The following is a 16,002-nucleotide window of genomic DNA, read 5'->3' on the forward strand; positions in this document are numbered from 1 at the left end:
AGCCGAACGAGCCGAACGAGCCGAACGAGCCGAACGAGCCGAACGAGCCGAACGAGCCGAACGAGCCGAACGAGCCGCGCGGCCCGCCGGTGCGTCAGTGCGCGCCGGCCTTCGGCTTGCGCGGCGCCTTCTCGAACAGGCGGTCGTACAGCCAGCGCGGCAGCACGTGCAGCACCTTCGCGACGACGCCCATCTGCCACGGGATCACGCGGAACGCGTGCTGCCGCGCGATCGCGCGCGCCGCACGCGCGGCGAAGCGGTCGGCGTCCATCAGGAACGGCATCCGGTACGGGTTGTGCGCGGTCATCGGCGTGCGGATATAGCCGGGCGCGATCGTCACGACACCGACGCCGGCCGGGCGCAATTCGACGCGCAGCGATTCGAGATACTTGATCGCGGCCGACTTCGACGCGCTGTACGCGCCGGAGCCGGGCAGCCCGCGCACGCCGGCGACGCTCGCGACGCCGACCAGCGTGCCGTGGCGCGACGCCGTCATCGGGCCGACGAACGGCTCGAACGTCGCGACCATCCCGTAGTAGTTGATGTCCATCACGTTGCGGAACGTCGCGAGATCGCCCTGGCCCGTGACGGCGCCCTGGCTGATGCCCGCGTTCGCGATCACGACATCGGGGCAGCCGTGCGTCGCGATGAACGATGCGGCGGCCGTCGCGAGCGCGTCGGCATCGCGCACGTCGGCGGAATAGACCGAGATGGACAGCTTGGGGAAACGCCGCGCGAACGCATCGAGCGCCTCGGTGCGTCGTGCGACGAGCGCGAGCGTGGCGCCCTGGCGGGCGTATTCCTCGGCCATCGCGAGGCCGAGGCCGCTCGACGCGCCGGTGATGAAGACCTTCAACGGAGTAGTCATGCCGGCGCGCGGGCGGGGATCAAAGCTTCTTGTCCTGAACCTGCTTCACGAGGAAATCGAGCACCTGGGCGGTACCCGGGATGCTGTTCGCGTAAGCGGGGCCCGTCTTGTACTTGCCCTGGACGACGACCGTCGGCACGCCGTCGATCGCGTAGTCCTTCAGCAGCTTGGCCGACTGGTTCACCTCGCCCTGCACGCTGAACGAGTTGTACGCGTCCATGAACTTCTTCTTGTCGACGCCTTGCGTGGCCAGGAAGTCGGCCTGCGCCTGCGGTGTCAGCAGGTAGTTCTTCTGCTTGTGGATCGCGTTGAAGATCGCCGGCGTGACCTTCTCGGAGATGCCGAGCGCGGACACCGCATAGAACAGCTTCGAGTGCGGCACGAAATCGTCACGGAATGCGACCGGCACGCGCTTGAAGTCGATGTTGTTGCCCTGCTTCTTCACCCAGGCCTCGATCGTCGGCTCGAATTCGTAGCAATGCGGGCAGCCGTACCAGAAGAACTCGATCACCTCGACCTTGCCGGCCGGCGCGGACACCGGCTGCGGCGACTTCATCACCTCGAAGTCCTTGCCGGCGACCGGCGCGGCGGGCGTTGCCTGGGCGAAGCCGGCCGCGAGGCCCAGGGACAGAAGGAGCGTGCTAAGCAGTTTTTTCATGTTGTGAACGTCGAATCAGTTGCTCGGGTTACGAAACGTAACGGGTTCTGCGTGGGCTCGACCGGCTGCCTACTGCTTCGTGAAGCGGATCACAGCCGTGTCGACACCTGCATCGGACAAGCGCTGACGGGCCGAGTTCATATCCTCGAACTTCGAGAACGGGCCGACGCGCACGCGGAAATAGGTCACGCCGCTGACATCGCGCTTCGACACCTTCGACTCGAAGCCCTGGAAGCCGAGGCGCGCGCGCTGCTGCTCGGCGTCGCCTTCCGTCTTGTACGCGCCGACCTGCAGGAAGTAGCCGGTATTCGCGTCGCTCGCGGTCGGCGGCTTCGCTGCCGCGGCGGCGGTGGCCGATGACGTCGGCTTCGGCGCGTTCGCAGCCTGCTGCTGTTGCTGCTTTTGCGCGGCGGCCTGCTGCGCCTGCTTCTGCGCGGCGAAGCGCGCGAGGTCGTCCTCGCCGCCTTGCTGCTGTTGCTGCGCTTGCTGCGTCTTCTTCGGCGGCGTGGTGTCGGCCGGCTTCGGCGCGACGGCGACGCCGTTACCCGACGACGTATTGCTCGACGCGGTCGTGTTGCTCGAGTTGCCGGTGTTGTTCGAGCCGCTCGACCCGTTGGCCGACGGCGGCACTTCGACGATCTGCGGCTCGGGCAACAGGCCGCCCTGGGTCTGGTTCGCAGCCTGGCCGGGCGCGGTGTTGGGCGGCGCGGGCTGCGCGGCCTGCGGCACCGGCTGGCCGGGCGTCTTGCCCTGCAGCGCGCGGTTCGGGTCGAACTGCTGCGGCTGGCTCGCGCCGTTGTCGGCCGGCGGCGGCGCGACCTTCGACACGAACGGCGACGGCGAACGCGTGATGTAGAGCGCCACCACCACGGCGATCGCGAGGCCGACGATCAGGCCCAGCACGATTCCAAGAAATGTCCCTCCGGCTTGTTTCGATTGTTTCGAAGTGCGGCGTGGTTGTGCCATTGCTTGAGTCACCTGCAAAAAGAATCGTGAAAAGGCCGCGGCGGGCTATCCGACGGCGGTTAATCCGACGACGGGCGCTGCCGCAGCCATTCGCTGCCCGGTTCGGGCCGCTTGCGTCCTTACATCTTGGCCGGCGCGGACACGCCGAGCACCGCCAGGCCGTTCTCGAGCACCTGCCGGGTCGCGGCGAGGAGCGCGGCGCGCGCATTGCGCGGCGCTTCGTCGTCGACCAGTACGCGCTCCGCATTGTAGAACGAGTGGAATTCACCAGCGAGATCGCGCAGGTAGAACGCGACCGCGTGCGGTGCCAGCTCGTTCGCGGCGTGCGTGAGCATGTCCGGATACTCGGCGAGCTTCTGCATCAGCGATGCCGCTTGCGCGCTCGTGAGCTGCGACAGGTCGGCGCCCGGCAGTTGCGCGGCGTCGACGTTGTAGCGCGACTTCAATTCGTTGAGCACCGAGCAGATCCGCGCATGCGCGTACTGGACGTAATAGACCGGGTTCTCGTCGTTCTGTTTCAGCGCGAGGTCGATGTCGAACACGAACTCGGTATCGGCCTTGCGCGAGATCAGGAAGAAGCGCACCGCGTCGCGGCCGCGCGTGATGGTCGCCTCGTCGATCAGGTCGGGCGCCGCTTCCTGGCCCGCCGCGGCACCGCCCGACCATTCGATCAGGTCGCGCACCGTCACGTAGCTGCCCGCGCGCTTCGAGATCTTCACTTCCTGGCCGTCGCGCATCACGGTGACCATCTTGTGCAGCACGTAGTCGGGATAGCCCTTCGGGATCCCGACGTGCAGCCCCTGCAGGCCCGCGCGCACGCGCGCGATCGTGCCGTGGTGGTCCGAGCCCTGGATGTTGATCACCTTCGTGAAGCCGCGCTCCCACTTGGTCACGTGGTACGCGACGTCCGGCACGAAGTACGTGTACGTGCCGTCCGACTTGCGCATCACGCGATCCTTGTCGTCGCCTTCGTCGGTCGTGCGCAGCCACAGCGCGCCGTCCTGCTCATAGGTCATGCCGGCCTTGATCAGCGCGTCGACCGTCTTCTCGACGCGGCCTTCGCTGTACAGCGACGACTCGAGGTAGTACTGGTCGAACTTCACGCCGAACGCCTGCAGGTCCATGTCCTGTTCGCGACGCAGGTACGTGACCGCGAACTTGCGGATCGCGTCGAGATCCTCGACGTCGCCCGTGCCCTTGACGGGCTCGCCGTCCGACGCGGCGACCGTTTCGCCGTTCAGGTAGTCGCGTGCGATGTCGGCGATGTATTCGCCGTTGTACGCGGCTTCCGGCCAGCCCGCGTCGCCCGGCTTCAGGCCGCGCGCGCGCGCCTGCGTCGAGATCGCGAGGTTGCCGATCTGCACGCCCGCGTCGTTGTAGTAGAACTCGCGGTGCACCGCGTAGCCCTGGCTCGCGATCACGTTCGCGAGCACGTCGCCGAGCGCGGCCTGGCGGCCGTGGCCGACGTGCAGCGGGCCGGTCGGGTTCGCCGACACGAATTCGAGCAACACCTGCTTGCCTTTCTCGCGATCCGACGTGCCGAACGCGCGGCCCTGGTCGAACACGGCGGCGATCACCGCCTGCTTCGCGGCGGCCGACAGGCGCAGGTTGATGAATCCGGGGCCGGCGATTTCGGCGGCTTCGACGAGCCCTTGCGCGGCCGGCTGCGCGGTGAGCGCGGCGACGATCTGCTCGGCGAGCTGGCGCGGGTTCGCGCCGAGCGGCTTGGCGAGCTGCATCGCGACGTTGCATGCGACGTCGCCGTGCGCGGCGACCTTCGGGCGCTCCAGCGTGATGGTCGGGGCGACGAACGCTGCGTCGGCGCCTTTCAGCGCGTGTGCGACCTGCTTGACGCTATCCGCGAGCAGGGCTTCGAGGGTCTGTTTGTGTGCTGGCAGCATGCTGGTAGAAGGCTTCGTTGGTGGCGGCCGGAAACGCCGGGCCGCCGGCGCGCTTTTTAAGCGCGCGTTTCAGGGATCGCAGAATTTTAACAGGTGCTAATATGCCGCTCAGGCGCCCCGCGTCCGCGAGGCCGGACGCCGGTCTGCCGGCGTTCCCCCAACCTCGCCGCGCAGGCACAACAAGATGAAAAGGGAATTGTCATGATTACGTTCAAGAGCAAGGCGGCACAGGATCTCGACGTGCTGAAGGATTTCGCGGTGTATGTGCTGGGCCTCGTCGGCAAGCAGCTGGGCGAGCGCGGTGTGATTACGCACGACGAACTGGACCACGCGATCGCGAAGCTGGAAGGCGCAGTCGCGCAGGCGAAGCAGGCGCGCGCCGAGCACGCCGGCCATTTCCACGAGGACGAAGCCGACCACGCGCACCACGAAGTGCCGCCGAGCCTGGCCCAGCGTGTCGCGCCGTTCCTCACGATGCTGCGCGAGGCGAAAGCCGGCGAAGCCGACGTGCATTGGGGCTTCTGAGCTTTCTTGCCCGGCAGTACGAAAGGTCGAGTAAGGCAAGAAAAAGCCCGCTTCCGAGCGGGCTTTTTCTTTTTGTCTGACCAAACGGGCGGTCGGCCGCCCGTCTGCATCGATCAGAGCTGCGGCGCGAGCGCGCGGCGCGCGTCGTCGAGCGACAGCGCCATGCGCCGCGCGTAGTCCTCGAGCTGATCCTGCCCGATTTTGCCGACCGAGAAATAGCGGCTGTCCGGATGCGCAAGGTAGAAGCCCGATACGCTCGCGGCCGGCAGCATCGCCAGCGAATCGGTCACGCTCATGCCGATCTCGTCCGCATGCAGCACGTCGAACATGTCGCGCTTCACGAGGTGGTCGGGGCAGGCCGGGTAGCCGGGCGCCGGGCGGATGCCCGCGTACTTTTCGGCGATCAGCGCGTCGTTGTCGAGCGTCTCGCCGCTCGCGTAACCCCACAGCTCGCGTCGCACGCGTGCATGCATCGCTTCGGCGAACGCTTCCGCGAAGCGGTCGGCGAGCGCCTTCAGCATGATCGCGCTGTAGTCGTCGTGGTCGGCTTCGAACTGCTTTTCCTTCACGTCGACGCCGAGGCCGGCCGTCACCGCGAACATCCCGATGTAGTCGGCGACCCCCGATTCCTTCGGCGCGATGAAATCGGCGAGCGAGCGGTTCGGCCGCATCACGCCGTCGACCACCGGGCGCACGCTCTGCTGGCGCAGGTTGCGCCACGTGAGCAGCACTTCCGAGCGCGATTCGTCGCTGTAGATCTCGATGTCGTCGTCGTTGACGGTGTTCGCCGGCAGCAGCGCGATCACGCCGTTCGCGCTCAGCCAGCGGCCCTGGATCAGGCGCGCGAGCATCGATTTCGCGTCGGAGAACACGCGCCGCGCCGATTCGCCGACGATCTCGTCGTTCAGGATCGCCGGGTACGGGCCTGCCAGGTCCCACGTCTGGAAGAACGGGCCCCAGTCGATGTAGTTCGCGAGTTCGTTCAGGTCGTAGTTCTTGAACACACGGCGGCCGATGAACCTCGGCTTCACGGGCGTGTAGCCGGCCCAGTCGACCTTCGTCCTGTTCGCGCGCGCCTCGGCGAGCGTGACCATCGGCTGCGCCTTGCGGTTCGCGTGCTGGTCGCGGATGCGTTCGTAGTCGGACTTCAGCTCGTCGAGATACTTCGTCGCGCCTTCGTCGGACAGCAGGCTCGACGCGACCGACACCGAACGCGACGCATCGGGCACGTAGACGACCGGGCCCTCGTAGTGCGGCGCGATCTTCACGGCCGTGTGCACGCGCGACGTGGTCGCGCCGCCGATCAGCAGCGGGATCTTCTTCACGCGGAAGTAGTCGTCGCGCTGCATTTCCGACGCGACGTACGCCATTTCCTCGAGGCTTGGCGTGATGAGGCCCGACAGCCCGATGATGTCCGCGCCCTCGACCTTCGCCTTCGCGAGGATCTCGTTGCACGGGACCATCACGCCCATGTTGACCACTTCGAAGTTGTTGCACTGGAGCACGACCGACACGATGTTCTTGCCGATGTCGTGCACGTCGCCCTTCACGGTCGCGATGACGATCTTGCCCTTCGCGCGCACGTCGCCGCCCGCTTCCGCGAGCAGGCGCTTTTCTTCCTCGATGAACGGGATCAGGTGCGCGACCGCCTGCTTCATCACGCGCGCCGACTTCACGACCTGCGGCAGGAACATCTTGCCCTGGCCGAACAGGTCGCCGACGATGTTCATCCCGTCCATCAGCGGGCCTTCGATCACGTTGATCGGGCGACCGCCGGCCGCGTCGATCTTCGCGCGCACCTCTTCGGTGTCCTCGACGATGAAGGTCGTGATGCCGTGCACGAGCGCATGCGAGAGCCGCTTCTCGACCGGCTGGTTGCGCCACTCGAGGTTCTCTTCCTTCTTCGCGCCGCCCGCCTTGAACTTGTCGGCGATTTCGAGCAGGCGGTCGGTGGAATCGGCGCGGCGATTCAGGATCACGTCCTCGACGCGCTCGCGCAGCTCGGCGTCGAGCTCGGCATACACGCCGAGCTGGCCGGCGTTGACGATGCCCATGTCCATGCCGGCCTGGATCGCGTGATACAGGAACACGGTGTGGATCGCCTCGCGCACCGGATCGTTGCCGCGGAACGAGAACGACACGTTCGACACGCCGCCGCTCACCTTCGCGTACGGCAGGTTCTGCTTGATCCAGCGGGTCGCCTCGATGAAGTCGACCGCGTAGTTGTTGTGCTCCTCGATGCCGGTCGCGACCGCGAAGATGTTCGGGTCGAAGATGATGTCTTCCGGCGGGAAGCCGACTTCGTTCACGAGGAAGTCGTACGAGCGCTTGCAGATCTCGGTCTTGCGCTCGTACGTATCGGCCTGGCCCTTCTCGTCGAACGCCATCACGACGGCGGCCGCGCCGTAGCGGCGGATCAGGTTCGCGTGGCGGCGGAACGCTTCCTCGCCTTCCTTCAGCGAGATCGAGTTCACGATCGCCTTGCCCTGCACGCACTTGAGGCCGGCTTCGATCACGTCCCACTTCGACGAGTCGATCATGATCGGCACGCGCGCGATGTCCGGCTCCGACGCGATCAGGTTCAGGAAGCGCACCATCGCCGCCTTCGAATCGAGCATCGCCTCGTCCATGTTGATGTCGATCACCTGCGCGCCGTTCTCGACCTGCTGGCGCGCGACGGCGAGCGCCTCGTCGAACTGGCCGTTGAGGATCATTCGCGCGAACGCCTTCGAGCCGGTGACGTTGGTGCGTTCACCGACGTTGATGAAGAGCGTTCCGGACGTGACGTTGAACGGCTCGAGGCCGGCAAGGCGCATCATGTGATCGGTCATGGCGGTGCGAATTCGTGTAATGAAGGGCGTGGGGCGGTCGGGTCAGGCGTTGTCGCTGTACTGGTTCGGCCAGCGGCGCGGCTTCACGTCGGCGAGCGCCTTCGCGATCTCGGCGATGTGCTCGGGCGTCGTGCCGCAGCAGCCGCCCGCGAGGTTCACGAGCCCGGCTTGCGCGAATTCCTTCAGCAAGCCCGACGTGACGTCCGGCGTTTCGTCGAAGCCGGTGTCGCTCATCGGGTTCGGCAGGCCCGCGTTCGGGTAGCACGACACGTAGGTGTCGCACAGCTTCGCGAGCTCGGCGATGTACGGGCGCATCAGCGCCGCGCCGAGCGCGCAGTTCAGGCCGAACGTGAGCGGCTTCGCGTGGCGCAGCGAATTCCAGAACGCCTCGACCGTCTGGCCCGACAGGATCCGGCCCGATGCATCCGTGACGGTACCCGAGATCATGATCGGCAGGCGCTCGCCGGTGTCCTCGAACAGCTCGTCGAGCGCGAACAGCGCGGCTTTCGCGTTCAGCGTGTCGAAGATCGTCTCGACGAGGAACAGGTCGACGCCGCCGTCGAGCAGCGCCTTCGCCTGCTGGTAGTACGCGTCGCGCAGCTCGTCGAACGTGACGTTGCGCGCGCCCGGATCGTTGACGTCCGGCGAGATGCTCGCCGTCTTCGGCGTCGGCCCGATCGCGCCGGCGACGAAGCGCGGTTTGTCCGGCGTCGCGTATTTCGCGGCCGATTCGCGCGCGAGCTTCGCCGATTCGACGTTCATCTCGACGACGAGATCTTCCATCCCGTAGTCGGCCTGCGCGACCGTCGTCGCGCCGAACGTGTTGGTTTCGACGATGTCGGCGCCGGCCGCGAAGTACTGGTCGTGGATCTCGCGGATGATCTGCGGCTGCGTGAGCGACAGCAGCTCGTTGTTGCCCTTGATGTCGCGCGGGAAATCCTTGAAGCGCTCGCCGCGATACGCGGCTTCGTCGAGCTTGTAGCGCTGGATCATCGTGCCCATCGCGCCGTCGAGGATCAGGATGCGCGATTTCAGCAGCGCGGGCAGTGCGGCGCCGCGCGTGTAGGGCGCGTCGAGCGGGACGGAAGCGGCGAGAGGAGTCGCAGACATGGGCGGAGGACCGGCGAAGACGGGAAAAGCGTCATTGTAGCCGGTGCGCCAGGCCGCCGCCCGGCCTCGCGCCGGCTGGGGCGCCCGCCAAACGAAAGCCCCCGCCGGCGAACCGGACGGGGGCGTGAACGGAGTGCTCGCGGCGCCGCGTCGATGCGCGGCGAATGGCCCGGCCGCGCGAGGCGCCGGGCCGCGGGTCGTCAGTGCAGCACGACGGGCATCATCATCAGGCTGTCGAATTGCCCGAGGAATTCGTCGACTTCGTCGAGCGACGGTTCATCCTCGATCAGTTGCTTCACGTGCGCGCGGAAGCGTTCGGCAAGTTCGCCGTCGATGAAGATCTCGCGCTGCGCATTCTTGTCGACGATTTCGTACCCGCCGGCATTCATCAGATGATGGCCGGCCTGCGGCGCAAATTCGACGACGCAGTAGTTGGGGCTGTTGTAGATCATTTGCATGGCGGCACTCCTCTTCGCAGTGGCATCTGGCCTTGTTGTCCCCTAGGTGGGGCGAGCCTTGCCGGTTTCAAGGGGCTTGCGCTGCACACCCCGTTCCCGTTGCGTGGGGTGTATCGGTTAGAAGCCGATGTCTATGAAACGTTTCTTATTGTCTGCCGGTGGACTGAAATAGTTGTTAAAGAGTGTCATCGGCCATTTCACGGAAATCTGTAGTCGGTCGAAATTGCCGATCCCTGCGCGTTCACTGTGTGACAGGCGACGCCGCTGGCGGTTCAGCCGGTTGCGCTGGCGGTTGCACGGTGGCCGGCGGCGCGGGTTGTGCCGGTTCCGCGGACGGTGCGGGCGGTGCGGCCGATGCATCGGGCGTCGATGCGCCGGCGGGCGCGTTCGTTGCGCCGCCTGCCGGCGCGGCATCGGACGGCACGGCCGGCGCCGCGAGCCGGCCATGCCACAGCAGCTCGATCTGCGCGCCGTTCGGTTCGGTCTGCACGAGCCGCGCGGGCAGCCAGCCGAGCGACGGCGCGAGCCACATGTCGATGCGGCGCGTGTCGCCGTCGCGGCGCGGCAAGCGCATGAAATGCCGCGCGTCGATGATGCCGGCCTGCGTCTGCACCTGCTCGTCGCCGATCACCGTGATCGGCCAGGTCTCGCCGCTGTTGTTGTCGATCACGAAGAACTGCTGCGTGACGCCCGGCTTGTAGGCAGACGGGTTGCCGCGCAAGAGCCCCGACAACTGCATCAGCATGCTGAAGCGGTCCTGCACGCCGTCGGGCAGCGGCGCATTGTTCGGCGTGCGCGTGAACACGACCTGCCGGATCTCGCGGTTGAAGATCGCGATGTCTTCCGGCCGCTTGCCGCGCTGCTCGACGTAACGGTCGGGCGCGACGCCGAACGCGTCGATGCGGCCTTCGCTGCGATAGGCGTACGGGCCGACGAACGGCACCGGCATCGATACCGACAGGTCGTAGGTGCGCCCGTCGGTGCGCCAGTGGATCGTGCCGATCATGTTCTGCATCCCGTTGTAGAACGTGTCGTACTGCAGGTCGCCGGACGGCGGCGCGGCGAACTTCACGCCGCTGGTCGCGGGGCCCGGCGTCGCGGCGCTGCCGGCGCCCGCGGCCGATGCGGCGTGCGTGCCCGATGCGTCCGATGCACCCGGCACGCCGCTCGCGGCGGAGGCGGCAGCCGGTGGGGGCTCGCCTTGCTCGGCCGTCTGCGTCGACGTTAGGACCGGCTCCGGTGACGGTGCGGGCTTCGGTGCGGCGGCCTCGGGCGCGGCCGGCGCGGGGGCGGCCGGGTGCTCGACCGGCTTCGGCGCGGGCGGCGCGGGCTGGCGCTCGATCGGTTGCGGCTTCAGCAGCTCGATCTGCACGGGGATCTCGGCGGGCGCGGGCGGCGTGAACGATTCGCGATTGCGCATCAGCCAGATCGCGGCGAGCGCGTGCAGCACCAGCACGACGACGAGCGCGACGCCCACGCGCAGCCAGCGGCGGGGCAGGGCGTGACGCGGGCGGATGTCGGCAGGCTGCATGGGCATCGGAACGGGGTCGGGTCGGTCGCGTGACGTCGGGCGCGCAGCGCGCGCCACAGGAATCGGACCGTCGGAGGCGTCGCGCGTTCGCGCTACGGCGTGTACCGGGGTGTCTCGCGCGCGTCAGGCGTCGCGTGCGTCGCGACTATAGCCGAGTTCGTAAGACAGTTTCCGCGCGCACGCGCGCAGCGTGGTGTCGATCTCGCCGCCCCACGCAATATCGAACGAGCCCTCCTGGCCGAGCGCGACGATCGCGAGCGCGAGTTCGCCGACCGCGTCGAACACGGGCATGCAGAACGCGTGGATCGTCGGCAGCAGCATCCCTTCGACGCGCGCGGCCTCGTGCTCGCGCACGTCGGCGAGCACCGCGTCGACTTCGTCGAGCGTGCGCGGGCCGCCGTGATGCGGCGAGCGGCGCGTATCGGCGAGTTCGCGCTCGAGCATCGCGGCGGTCTTGCTGCGCGGCAGGTACGCGGCGAACAGCAGCCCCGTCGCGGAGCCGAGCAGCGGCATCACGTCGCCGAGCTTCAGCGATGCCTTCGCCGGATGGCTCGATTCCATCCAGTGCACGATCGTCGGCCCCTGGTTGCCCCACACCGCGATGCCGACCGTCTGGTCGAGGCGGTCGCGGAACTCGGTCAGCGCGATCCGTGCGAGCTTCACGCCGTCAACGCGCGCGAGTCGCGCGAGCCCCATCTGCAGTGCGAAACCGCCGAGCTCGTAGCGGCCCGATACAGGATCCTGCGACACGACGCCGAGCCGCGAGAAGCTGACCAGGTAGCGGTGCGCCTTCGCAGGACTCATGCCCGCGCGCTGCGCGAGGTCGCGCAGCATCATCGCGCGCGGCTCGCTCGTCAGCACGTCGAGCAGGCGGAAGCCGACCTCGATCGACTGGATGCCGGAACGGACCTTCTCGCCGTGCTCGCCGGAAGCGGCGTCGTCGGTGTCGGAGTCGGCGAGATCGTCGTCGGGAAGCGGGCTGGCGGGCATGGGCAACGGGTGCGCGAAAATGCGGCAAGAATCGGGGCGAACACGGCGTGCGCGATCGTCGCGCGCCGCATGGATTCACCATCGTAAAATAGATTCCTTCCATCGTCACTACAACGGCAGATCCCCGCTATGAAACTTGCTTCGCTGAAGGACGGCACGCGCGACGGCCAACTGATCGTCGTGTCGCGCGACCTGCACACCGCGGCGATCGCCGACGCGATCGCGCCGACGCTGCAGCGCGTCCTCGACGACTGGGCGTTCTACGCGCCGCAGCTGCGCGACCTGTACGACGCGCTGAACCAGGGACGCGCGCGCAACGCGTTCGCGTTCGATCCTGCCAACTGCATGGCGCCGCTGCCGCGTGCGTTCCAGTGGGCAGACGGCTCCGCGTACGTGAACCACGTCGAGCTCGTGCGCCGCGCGCGCGGCGCGGAGATGCCGCCCGAGTTCTGGACCGATCCGCTGATGTACCAGGGCGGCAGCGACGATTTCCTGGGGCCCCGCGACGACGTCGTGTGCCCGTCCGAGGAATGGGGCATCGATTTCGAGGCGGAAGTCGCGGTGATCACCGGCGACGTGCCGATGAGCGCGTCGCCCGACGATGCGCTGAAGGCCGTGCGGCTCGTCACGCTCGTGAACGACGTGTCGCTGCGCAACCTGATTCCGGCCGAGCTCGCGAAGGGCTTCGGCTTCTTCCAGAGCAAGCCGGCCACCGCGTTCGCGCCGGTCGCCGTGACGCCCGACGAGCTCGGTGACGAATGGCGCGAAGGTCGCGTGCACCGGCCGATGATCGTCCATTGGAACGGCAGGAAGGTCGGCCAGCCCGACGCGGGTACCGACATGGTGTTCCACTTCGGCCAGCTGGTCGCGCACGCGGCGAAGACTCGCAACCTGCGTGCCGGCTCGATCGTCGGTTCGGGCACGGTGTCGAACAAGGACGCGAAGCGCGGCTACTGCTGCATCGCCGAGAAGCGCTGCCTCGAGACGATCGAGCACGGCGCGCCGCAGACCGAATTCATGCGCTACGGCGACACCGTGCGCATCGAGATGTTCGACGCTGCCGGCAAGTCGATCTTCGGCGCGATCGAGCAATCGGTCGCACCGCCCGACGGCGCGGCGTAAGGCGAAGCGCGCGACGCACGCAGCGCCCGCACGAAACCCGGCCCAGGCCCGCGCGCCGGGTTTCGCCTGATGTTTGCCCGCGCGGGCTTGGCTACACTCGATTCAAGAGCCTCGAGCAAGGAGCAGGCGCATGGCCGATCTCGCCGCGTACGGCGGTTACGAAGCACTGAAGGTGACACGCCGCGACCATGGCGTGCTCGACATCGTGATGAGCGGCGAGGGCGCGAACCGCAGCGGCCTCGCGACCGCGAACGCGCGCATGCATCGCGAGCTCGCCGACATCTGGCGCGACGTCGATCGCGATCCCGACACGCGCGTCGCGGTGATCCGCGGCGAAGGCAAGGGCTTTTCGGCGGGCGGCGATCTCGCGCTCGTCGAGGACATGGCGAACGACTTCGACGTGCGCGCCCGCGTGTGGCGCGAGGCGCGCGATCTCGTCTACAACGTGATCAACTGCAGCAAGCCGATCGTGTCGGCGATGCACGGCCCGGCCGTCGGCGCGGGGCTCGTCGCCGGGCTGCTCGCCGACATCTCGATCGCCGCGAAGGATGCGCGCATCATCGACGGCCATACGCGGCTCGGCGTCGCGGCCGGCGACCACGCGGCGATCGTGTGGCCGCTGCTGTGCGGGATGGCGAAGGCGAAGTACTACCTGCTGCTGTGCGAGCCCGTGAGCGGCGCGGAGGCCGAGCGGATCGGGCTGGTATCGCTCGCGGTCGAGCCGGCCGACCTGCTGCCGAAGGCGTACGAAGTGGCCGAGCGGCTCGCGCAGGGCTCGCAGTCGGCGATCCGCTGGACCAAGTACGCGCTGAACAACTGGCTGCGCACGGCCGGGCCGACCTTCGACACGTCGCTCGCGCTCGAATTCATGGGCTTCTCGGGGCCCGACGTGCAGGAAGGCATCCGTTCGCTGCGCGAGCGGCGCCCGCCCGACTTCCCCGGCGACGCGCCGTTCTGACGACGCGCGCTATGATCGAATCACGCGCGGCCGCACGACGCATGGCGGCCGCCCCGCTCCCCCAGTCAACCAGGATGCCCGTATGACGACCGATGCCTCCGGCTCCAACCCTTTCGCCGGCTTTGCCGGCTTCAAGCCCGCCGACATGATGGACCGGATGTGGGACATGATGCGGATGTCGCCGTTCGGCGGGATGACGTCGTTTCCGGGCGCCACGCAAGGGCTGCCGCCGTCGCTGTCGAGCATGTCCGACATGATGGCGCCGCTCACGAGCGTCGAGGAACTCGACAAGCGGATCACCGATCTGCGCGCGGTCGAGCAGTGGCTGAAGCTCAATCTCGGGATGCTGCAGTCCGCGATCCAGGCGCTCGAGGTGCAGCGCGCGACGCTCGCGACGCTGCGGGCGTTCGGCGCGTTCGCGCAAAGCTCGATGTCGGCGGCCGAGGAAGCGGCCGTCGCGGCCGCGCAGGCGGCGAAAGCCGCGTCGGCGTCGCCGGGCGATGCCGCACCGGCGACGGACGGTGCGGATGCGCCGCCGGAAGGCGATGCCGCGCAGCAGGCGTTCGACCCGGCCGGCTGGTGGAACCTGCTGCAGTCGCAGTTCAATCAGCTCGCGAGCCTCGCGATGGCGCAGCCGGGCATGCAGCCCGCGGCGCCGGGCGACGCGCCGCCGGACGCGGCCGCCCCGCCGGAGCAGGCCGCGAAGCCGGCACGGGCCGCCGCCGCGCCGCGCAAGCCCGCCGCGAAGCGCGCGAAGCCGGCCGGTTCGGCCGCGGCGAGCGCGGCGGCCGCTTCGTCGCCCGAAACCCGTCCGCCGAAGCGCTCGACGTGACGCGGCGCCGGTAGCAGGTCGATCATGCGGCTCGCGCTCGTTCTGATGGGAGGCGGCGCGCGTGCCGCCTACCAGGTCGGCGTGCTGAAGGCGCTGGCCGAAATCGCGCGCGAGGCCGATCCGGACCGGCAGACACTGCCGTTCGCGGTCGTGTGCGGCTCGTCGGCCGGCGCGATCAACGCGACGTCGATCGCGAGCCACGCGGACGACTTCTCCCACGGCGTGCGCCGCCTGCTCGAATTCTGGGAGCACCTGCGCCCCGACTACGTGTACCGCACCGACTGGCTCGGCATCGCGGCCGCCGGCGCACGCTGGCTCGCGACGATGACGTTCGGCTGGGCGGCCCGCCGTTCGCCGCGCGGGCTGCTCGACAACACGCCGCTCGCGCACCTGCTGCAGCGCGAACTGAGCTTCCACCGGATCGAGCAGATGCTCGAGGCGCGCCTGCTGCACGCGCTCGCGGTGACGGCGCTCAGCTATTCGAGCGGCCGGCACCTCACGTTCTACCAGGCAGCCGAGCCGATCCAGGCGTGGCGGCGCGCGCAGCGCACCGCGCGGCTCGTCGACCTGTCGGCGTCGCACCTGCTCGCGTCGTCGGCGATTCCGTTCGTATTCCCGGCCGTGCCGCTCGTGCTCGACGGGCAGATCGAATACTTCGGCGACGGTTCGATCCGGCAGATCGCGCCGCTGTCGCCGGCGATTCACTTCGGCGCGCACCGGATCGTCGTCGTCGGCGCGGCCGACCCGCGGCCCGAGATTCCGGCCGCGAACGGCGCCGGCCGCGTGCGCGGCTACCCGACGCTCGCGCAGATCGGCCAGCAGGTGCTTGCGAGCGTGTTCCTCGACTCGATCGGCTCGGACATCGAGCGGATCGAGCACATCAACCGGATGATCGAGCACCTGCCGCACCAGGTCGAGGTCGACAGCGGCTGGCGGCACGTCGACGTGCTCGCGATCGCGCCGTCCGAGCGTATCGAGCTGATCGCCGCGAAGCACCTGAAGCAGATGCCGGCGGCGATGCGCGGGCTGCTCGGCGCGGTCGGCGGCAGCCAGCCGGCCGGCGCGTCGTTCGCGAGCTACCTGCTGTTCGAGGAGGCGTTCACGCGCGAACTGATCGAGCTCGGCTACGGCGACGGGCGCGCGCAGCGCGACACGCTCGCCGGCTGGATCGCGCAGGCGGACGGCGGCAGCGCGTCGGCAGCCGGCATGCCGCCGGAAGACGGCCTCGCGACGGGCGAAATACGGGTCTGAT

At 68.3% G+C, this 16,002-nt stretch carries 14 protein-coding genes; 5 read left to right on the plus strand and 9 right to left on the minus strand.

Going from position 1 to position 16,002, the window contains the following annotated elements; genetic code table 11:
- Nucleotides 1–94 precede the first annotated feature (94 nt).
- The 4 genes from GD429_RS35175 to argS form a co-directional block, all read right to left on the minus strand.
- Nucleotides 95–868 (minus strand): SDR family oxidoreductase, encoded by a 774-nt coding sequence (locus GD429_RS35175; protein ID WP_152864173.1) that lies wholly within the window; start codon nucleotides 866–868, stop codon nucleotides 95–97.
- A 19-nt stretch (nucleotides 869–887) separates the two neighbouring features.
- The gene (locus GD429_RS35180) at nucleotides 888–1,526 is read right to left on the minus strand and encodes a thiol:disulfide interchange protein DsbA/DsbL (protein ID WP_152864175.1); all 639 of its coding nucleotides are present in this window, start codon (nucleotides 1,524–1,526) and stop codon (nucleotides 888–890) included.
- A gap of 69 nt (nucleotides 1,527–1,595) precedes the next feature.
- A complete protein-coding gene (locus tag GD429_RS35185) occupies nucleotides 1,596–2,492 on the minus strand; it encodes an SPOR domain-containing protein (protein WP_152864177.1) in 897 nt (298 codons plus the stop codon).
- A 119-nt stretch (nucleotides 2,493–2,611) separates the two neighbouring features.
- The gene (gene argS, locus GD429_RS35190; RefSeq protein WP_152864179.1) at nucleotides 2,612–4,393 is read right to left on the minus strand and encodes an arginine--tRNA ligase; all 1,782 of its coding nucleotides are present in this window, start codon (nucleotides 4,391–4,393) and stop codon (nucleotides 2,612–2,614) included.
- A 201-nt stretch (nucleotides 4,394–4,594) separates the two neighbouring features.
- On the opposite strand from argS, the gene GD429_RS35195 reads away from it, so the two are divergent.
- Nucleotides 4,595–4,918 (plus strand): DUF1840 domain-containing protein, encoded by a 324-nt coding sequence (locus GD429_RS35195; protein ID WP_034179168.1) that lies wholly within the window; start codon nucleotides 4,595–4,597, stop codon nucleotides 4,916–4,918.
- Nucleotides 4,919–5,031: 113 nt separating this feature from the next.
- Here the strand turns inward: GD429_RS35195 and metH are convergent, their stop codons facing one another.
- The 5 genes from metH to GD429_RS35225 form a co-directional block, all read right to left on the minus strand.
- Nucleotides 5,032–7,749: a methionine synthase gene (metH, locus tag GD429_RS35200; RefSeq protein ID WP_193727286.1), complete on the minus strand. Its 2,718-nt coding sequence runs from the start codon at nucleotides 7,747–7,749 to the stop codon at nucleotides 5,032–5,034.
- 42 nt (nucleotides 7,750–7,791) lie between these two features.
- Nucleotides 7,792–8,859: a homocysteine S-methyltransferase family protein gene (locus tag GD429_RS35205; RefSeq protein WP_034179166.1), complete on the minus strand. Its 1,068-nt coding sequence runs from the start codon at nucleotides 8,857–8,859 to the stop codon at nucleotides 7,792–7,794.
- A gap of 200 nt (nucleotides 8,860–9,059) precedes the next feature.
- A complete protein-coding gene (locus tag GD429_RS35210) occupies nucleotides 9,060–9,317 on the minus strand; it encodes a DUF3567 domain-containing protein (protein ID WP_006477667.1) in 258 nt (85 codons plus the stop codon).
- 241 nt (nucleotides 9,318–9,558) lie between these two features.
- Nucleotides 9,559–10,854: a DUF3108 domain-containing protein gene (locus tag GD429_RS35220; RefSeq protein WP_152864183.1), complete on the minus strand. Its 1,296-nt coding sequence runs from the start codon at nucleotides 10,852–10,854 to the stop codon at nucleotides 9,559–9,561.
- A gap of 117 nt (nucleotides 10,855–10,971) precedes the next feature.
- Entirely contained in the window at nucleotides 10,972–11,838 is an 867-nt protein-coding gene (locus tag GD429_RS35225; RefSeq protein WP_152864185.1) for an IclR family transcriptional regulator, read from the minus strand.
- 129 nt (nucleotides 11,839–11,967) lie between these two features.
- On the opposite strand from GD429_RS35225, the gene GD429_RS35230 reads away from it, so the two are divergent.
- The 4 genes from GD429_RS35230 (at nucleotide 11,968) to GD429_RS35245 (ending at nucleotide 16,001) form a co-directional block, all read left to right on the plus strand.
- The gene (locus GD429_RS35230) at nucleotides 11,968–12,960 is read left to right on the plus strand and encodes a fumarylacetoacetate hydrolase family protein (protein ID WP_152864187.1); all 993 of its coding nucleotides are present in this window, start codon (nucleotides 11,968–11,970) and stop codon (nucleotides 12,958–12,960) included.
- A 130-nt stretch (nucleotides 12,961–13,090) separates the two neighbouring features.
- The gene (locus tag GD429_RS35235) at nucleotides 13,091–13,918 is read left to right on the plus strand and encodes an enoyl-CoA hydratase/isomerase family protein (protein ID WP_152864189.1); all 828 of its coding nucleotides are present in this window, start codon (nucleotides 13,091–13,093) and stop codon (nucleotides 13,916–13,918) included.
- A gap of 82 nt (nucleotides 13,919–14,000) precedes the next feature.
- The gene (locus GD429_RS35240; RefSeq protein WP_152864191.1) at nucleotides 14,001–14,750 is read left to right on the plus strand and encodes a PhaM family polyhydroxyalkanoate granule multifunctional regulatory protein; all 750 of its coding nucleotides are present in this window, start codon (nucleotides 14,001–14,003) and stop codon (nucleotides 14,748–14,750) included.
- A gap of 24 nt (nucleotides 14,751–14,774) precedes the next feature.
- A complete protein-coding gene (locus GD429_RS35245) occupies nucleotides 14,775–16,001 on the plus strand; it encodes a patatin-like phospholipase family protein (RefSeq protein WP_152864193.1) in 1,227 nt (408 codons plus the stop codon).
- The last annotated feature ends 1 nt before the right edge of the window (nucleotide 16,002 follow it).

Source organism: Burkholderia sp. BE17 (assembly GCF_009362305.1).
GTDB lineage: Bacteria > Pseudomonadota > Gammaproteobacteria > Burkholderiales > Burkholderiaceae > Burkholderia > Burkholderia pyrrocinia_C.